We start from the raw sequence: 3,649 nt of genomic DNA on the forward strand, positions 1-3,649 counted from the left end.
GAGTTACCATAAAACGCAAATTTATGTTTGTGCTTTTGCTGAGGTAGAACTTCGGCATTGCGTCCGATTTTAAACCCATAAAAATTTGTGGTTCCTGTAGTAAATTCGGTGCGCCTGAAAAGCTCTACCGTATGTACACCATGAGAAAGCTCAGCCAACTCGATAGCTTTTTTAGTTGTATCCGGCCTTATATAACCTTGGGGTTTACCATCGATAATTACATTGTAAAAGGATTCACCTTTAGTGTCGTTCATAATAGCCTGCACCGAAGTTCCTTCAAATTTCAATCGCACAGTTGTTCCCGGCCAAAAAAAGCCTGCCACATTCTGAGCCGAAGTATCAATTCTGCCCTCGTATTTTAATAACGGGCTGTGCGGAGGTATTATTTGATTGGTACTTTGCTTGCAACCATTACTTAACAAAAGTGTTAGAAAAACTACAATAATGATGCGTACAAAATCTTTTAAATAAAGCATATTTACAAAATTTCCTGTTTCGCTTATAAATGCAATTTAAGAATTATAAACAAGCAACTGATATAATTCAAAAAGAGAACAAACAATGCCTTTAATAATGATAAATCATTATTGCTTTATATATGTTTTTTAGTTACATTTGGATATAATAAAATTACTGTGTATGGAAAGACATCTACATAAAATACTGGTTACCTGGGACTTTAGCGAAAAGTCTGAATTTGCACTAGCTCATGCAGTTAAACTTGGCCGCCAATTAGGCACCCAACTTGAGTTACTGCATGTTGTAAAAAGAGAGGCTGAAATACAGGAAGCTGAAAAAAAACTGACAGAAGTAGCCGAAAAGTCAGAAGAGACGTATGGAGTAAAACCATTGACAAAAGTAATTGAAGGAACTATTTTCCATGCCATTGGTGATTACACAAAAGAGGAAGAGGTGAAGCTTGTTGTAATGGGTACCCATGGCATTCGTGGCATGCAAAAAATTACCGGTAGCTGGGCACTAAAAGTTATAGCCAGCTCGGAGGTGCCCTTTATCGTGGTTCAGGAAATGCCAAGGGTTGAAACTTATGACAAGATTGTATTTCCTGTAAACTTCAAGGCAGAAAACAAAGAAAAACTTATTTGGGCCATTTATCTGGCAAAATATTTTAACTCTAAAATACTGTTATTCAAGCCGCCTGTAGATGATGGTTATTACCTCACAAAAGTAAATAACAACCTCTTATTTGCAAAAAAACACTTGCAGCATTACGGTGTGGATTTTGAACTTGAGACTGCCCGCAAGGCAAGTAAATTCGAGGATGAGATGCTTCAGTATGCCCAGGATGTTGAAGCGGAGCTTGTGCTCATTATGACAACCAAAGGCATTGGTTTAGGTGACTACATTTTCGGGGCTTCGGAGCAATACATCATTGCCAATAGTGCCAAAGTACCCATTATGTGCGTAAACCCACGCAAAGACGTGGCAAAAGCCAACCTTTCGGCAAACTGGTAGTAGAAAATTTTAAATAAAAAAAAGCTCCGGCACATAATGAATTGTACCGGAGCTTTTTTTATTTCTTGTAGGCATTCCAGCCCTGCGCTTTCAGCTCAATATTTTCACCTGATTTGGGCACCATATACTTGCCCTTCTCCTCGCTTGTAACATGCCCGATGGCAACAATTTGCTCAATGTCTTTTATTTTCTCGTAATCTGCAGGATCAATTGTAAAGACCAGTTCATAATCTTCACCTCCATTAAGCGCAGCAATAAGTGGCTCAAGATTCATTTCATTGGCCAGTTCTGCTGCTTCCTGGCTAATGGCCAGCTTATCCTGGTATATGCGACACCCACAATGACTTTGTTTGCAAATGTGCAGCAATTCCGATGACAACCCATCAGAAATATCCATCATGGCAGTGGGCTTTATGTGAAGCTCCCTTAGCTTTTTTATTACATCGAGGCGTGCTTCGGGCTTAAGTATGCGGCTTAAAATATAGTCGTTGCCCGACAATTCCGGTTGGGTATGCGGATTGGCCTTAAAAACTTCTTTTTCACGCTCAAGTAGTTGAAGTCCCATATAGGCAGCACCCAAATCGCCGGTTGCGCAAATAATATCGTTTTCACGAGCGCCGGAACGGTATACAATTTCCTCTTTTTGAGCAGCCCCAATGGCCGTAACACTTATGGTAAGGCCTGTAACCGAAGAGGTGGTATCTCCGCCAACTAAATCCACACCGTAGGCTTCACAGGCTTTGTAAATACCTGAATACAACTCATCCACGGCTTCAACCGAAAACTTTCCGGACATGGCAATAGAAACAATTATTTGTTTGGGTATGGCATTCATAGCCACCACATCTGAAAGGTTTACAATTACGGCTTTGTAGCCCAAATGTTTAAGTGGTGTGTACATAAGATCAAAATGCACACCTTCAACAAGAATATCGGATGTTACAACGGTTTGCATACCACTAAAATCCAGCACTGCAGCATCATCGCCAATGCCGGTTCGGGTCTCTTTATTTTTAATTTTCACCTTTTCACTGATGTGTTCTATGAGTCCAAACTCACCAAGATCTGAAATGGGTGTAAGTTTCTTTTTTTCTTCTGCTGCCATAATTATTGTATTATCGATCCTTTATCTTCCTGCCAAATTAGTTTTTTTCCAAAACCCAGCCGGTTGTCTGTCATCTTCATTGCCGAAGGTTTCAACACCCAAAGGGTTGTTTCCATCAGCCGTGCATAGGGAAAACGTTTCAAATATCTTTTTTTCGCGCGCCCCAATAATTCACCCTCCGGCCGGAAAGTGGTACCTGCAATTTGTATGCCCTGTATTTTTCCTACCAACTTTGTTTCCAGATAAATATTGGCTGCTACATCCTGGTTTTTATCGGCTTCGGCGCCATGCCTGGTTCTTAAATCGGATGTGTATACAAAAACACCTTCATCATCAAGCCAGGCGTAAAAACAACTGGCAACCCACGGTACATTTTCACTACTTGTAGCCAATGTAAGCACGTGGTGTTTTTTTATCATTTTTATAATGCGTTCGTCAGGTGAAACCATTCTGTGTGTTTTTTGCGAAGATAGTATTTTGAATGGGGAACGCCACAAATAAGTGCAGTGGATGTATGGGGTTAAGTTTAAAAAGGATTAATCATAATTATAGAACACAGATAAAACTGATTGATTTATCTTTATCAATCTTTCAAACCAGACGAAAACTCAGCGTGATTTATTGGAAAGCAAATTACACCTCATAACTGATTTCTAACTAAATTTAACAGCGTAATCCGTGTTCTATGCTTATTTCAGCTACCAAATACGCCAGCTTACCAAAGATAAGCGAAGGTTATTTGTAAATAATAGAACACAGATAAAACTGAATGATTTGTCTCTATCAATCTTTCAAACCAAACGAAAACTTAGCGTGATTTATTAGAAAGCAAATTACACCTCACCACAGTTTTTCTAACTGATTTTAACAGCGTAATCCGTGTTCTATGCTTATTGCAGCTACCAAATACGCCAGCTTACCGAAGATAAACGAAGCTTATTTGTAAATAATAGAACGCAGATAAAACTGATTGATTTATCTTTATCAATCTTTCAAACCAGACATGAAAACTTAGTGTCCCTGATGAATAGCTTTAGCGGTATCCGTCTTAATCAGTTTATCTATGATATT

The 3,649-nt window shown here is 39.2% G+C and carries 3 protein-coding genes and 1 pseudogene; 1 reads left to right on the forward strand and 3 read right to left on the reverse strand.

The window, feature by feature from the left end; genetic code table 11:
• A pseudogene (locus VJ937_RS07015) lies at window positions 1–476 on the reverse strand (hypothetical protein); the annotation flags it as partial.
• A 163-nt stretch (window positions 477–639) separates the two neighbouring features.
• On the opposite strand from VJ937_RS07015, the gene VJ937_RS07020 reads away from it, so the two are divergent.
• On the forward strand, window positions 640–1,473 hold the full coding sequence (locus VJ937_RS07020; protein ID WP_324066187.1) for a universal stress protein: 834 nt from the start codon (window positions 640–642) through the stop codon (window positions 1,471–1,473).
• Window positions 1,474–1,531: 58 nt separating this feature from the next.
• On the opposite strand, the gene thiL is transcribed toward VJ937_RS07020, so the two are convergent.
• Window positions 1,532–2,578: a thiamine-phosphate kinase gene (thiL, locus tag VJ937_RS07025; RefSeq protein ID WP_324066188.1), complete on the reverse strand. Its 1,047-nt coding sequence runs from the start codon at window positions 2,576–2,578 to the stop codon at window positions 1,532–1,534.
• Window positions 2,579–2,580: 2 nt separating this feature from the next.
• Window positions 2,581–3,027, reverse strand: coding sequence for a pyridoxamine 5'-phosphate oxidase family protein (locus VJ937_RS07030; RefSeq protein WP_324066189.1), 447 nt, complete (start codon window positions 3,025–3,027; stop codon window positions 2,581–2,583).
• Between the last annotated feature and the right edge of the window lie 622 nt (window positions 3,028–3,649).

The sequence above is a fragment of the Salinivirga sp. genome (assembly GCF_035268865.1).
Taxonomy (GTDB): domain Bacteria; phylum Bacteroidota; class Bacteroidia; order Bacteroidales; family Salinivirgaceae; genus Salinivirga.

What these genes read in the sequence shown, in the direction of transcription:
- VJ937_RS07020 (WP_324066187.1), top strand. Translation starts at nt 640, where the DNA reads ATGGAAAGACATCTACATAAAATACTGGTTACCTGGGACTTTAGCGAA.
- thiL (WP_324066188.1), bottom strand. Translation starts at nt 2,578, where the DNA reads ATGGCAGCAGAAGAAAAAAAGAAACTTACACCCATTTCAGATCTTGGT.
- VJ937_RS07030 (WP_324066189.1), bottom strand. Translation starts at nt 3,027, where the DNA reads ATGGTTTCACCTGACGAACGCATTATAAAAATGATAAAAAAACACCAC.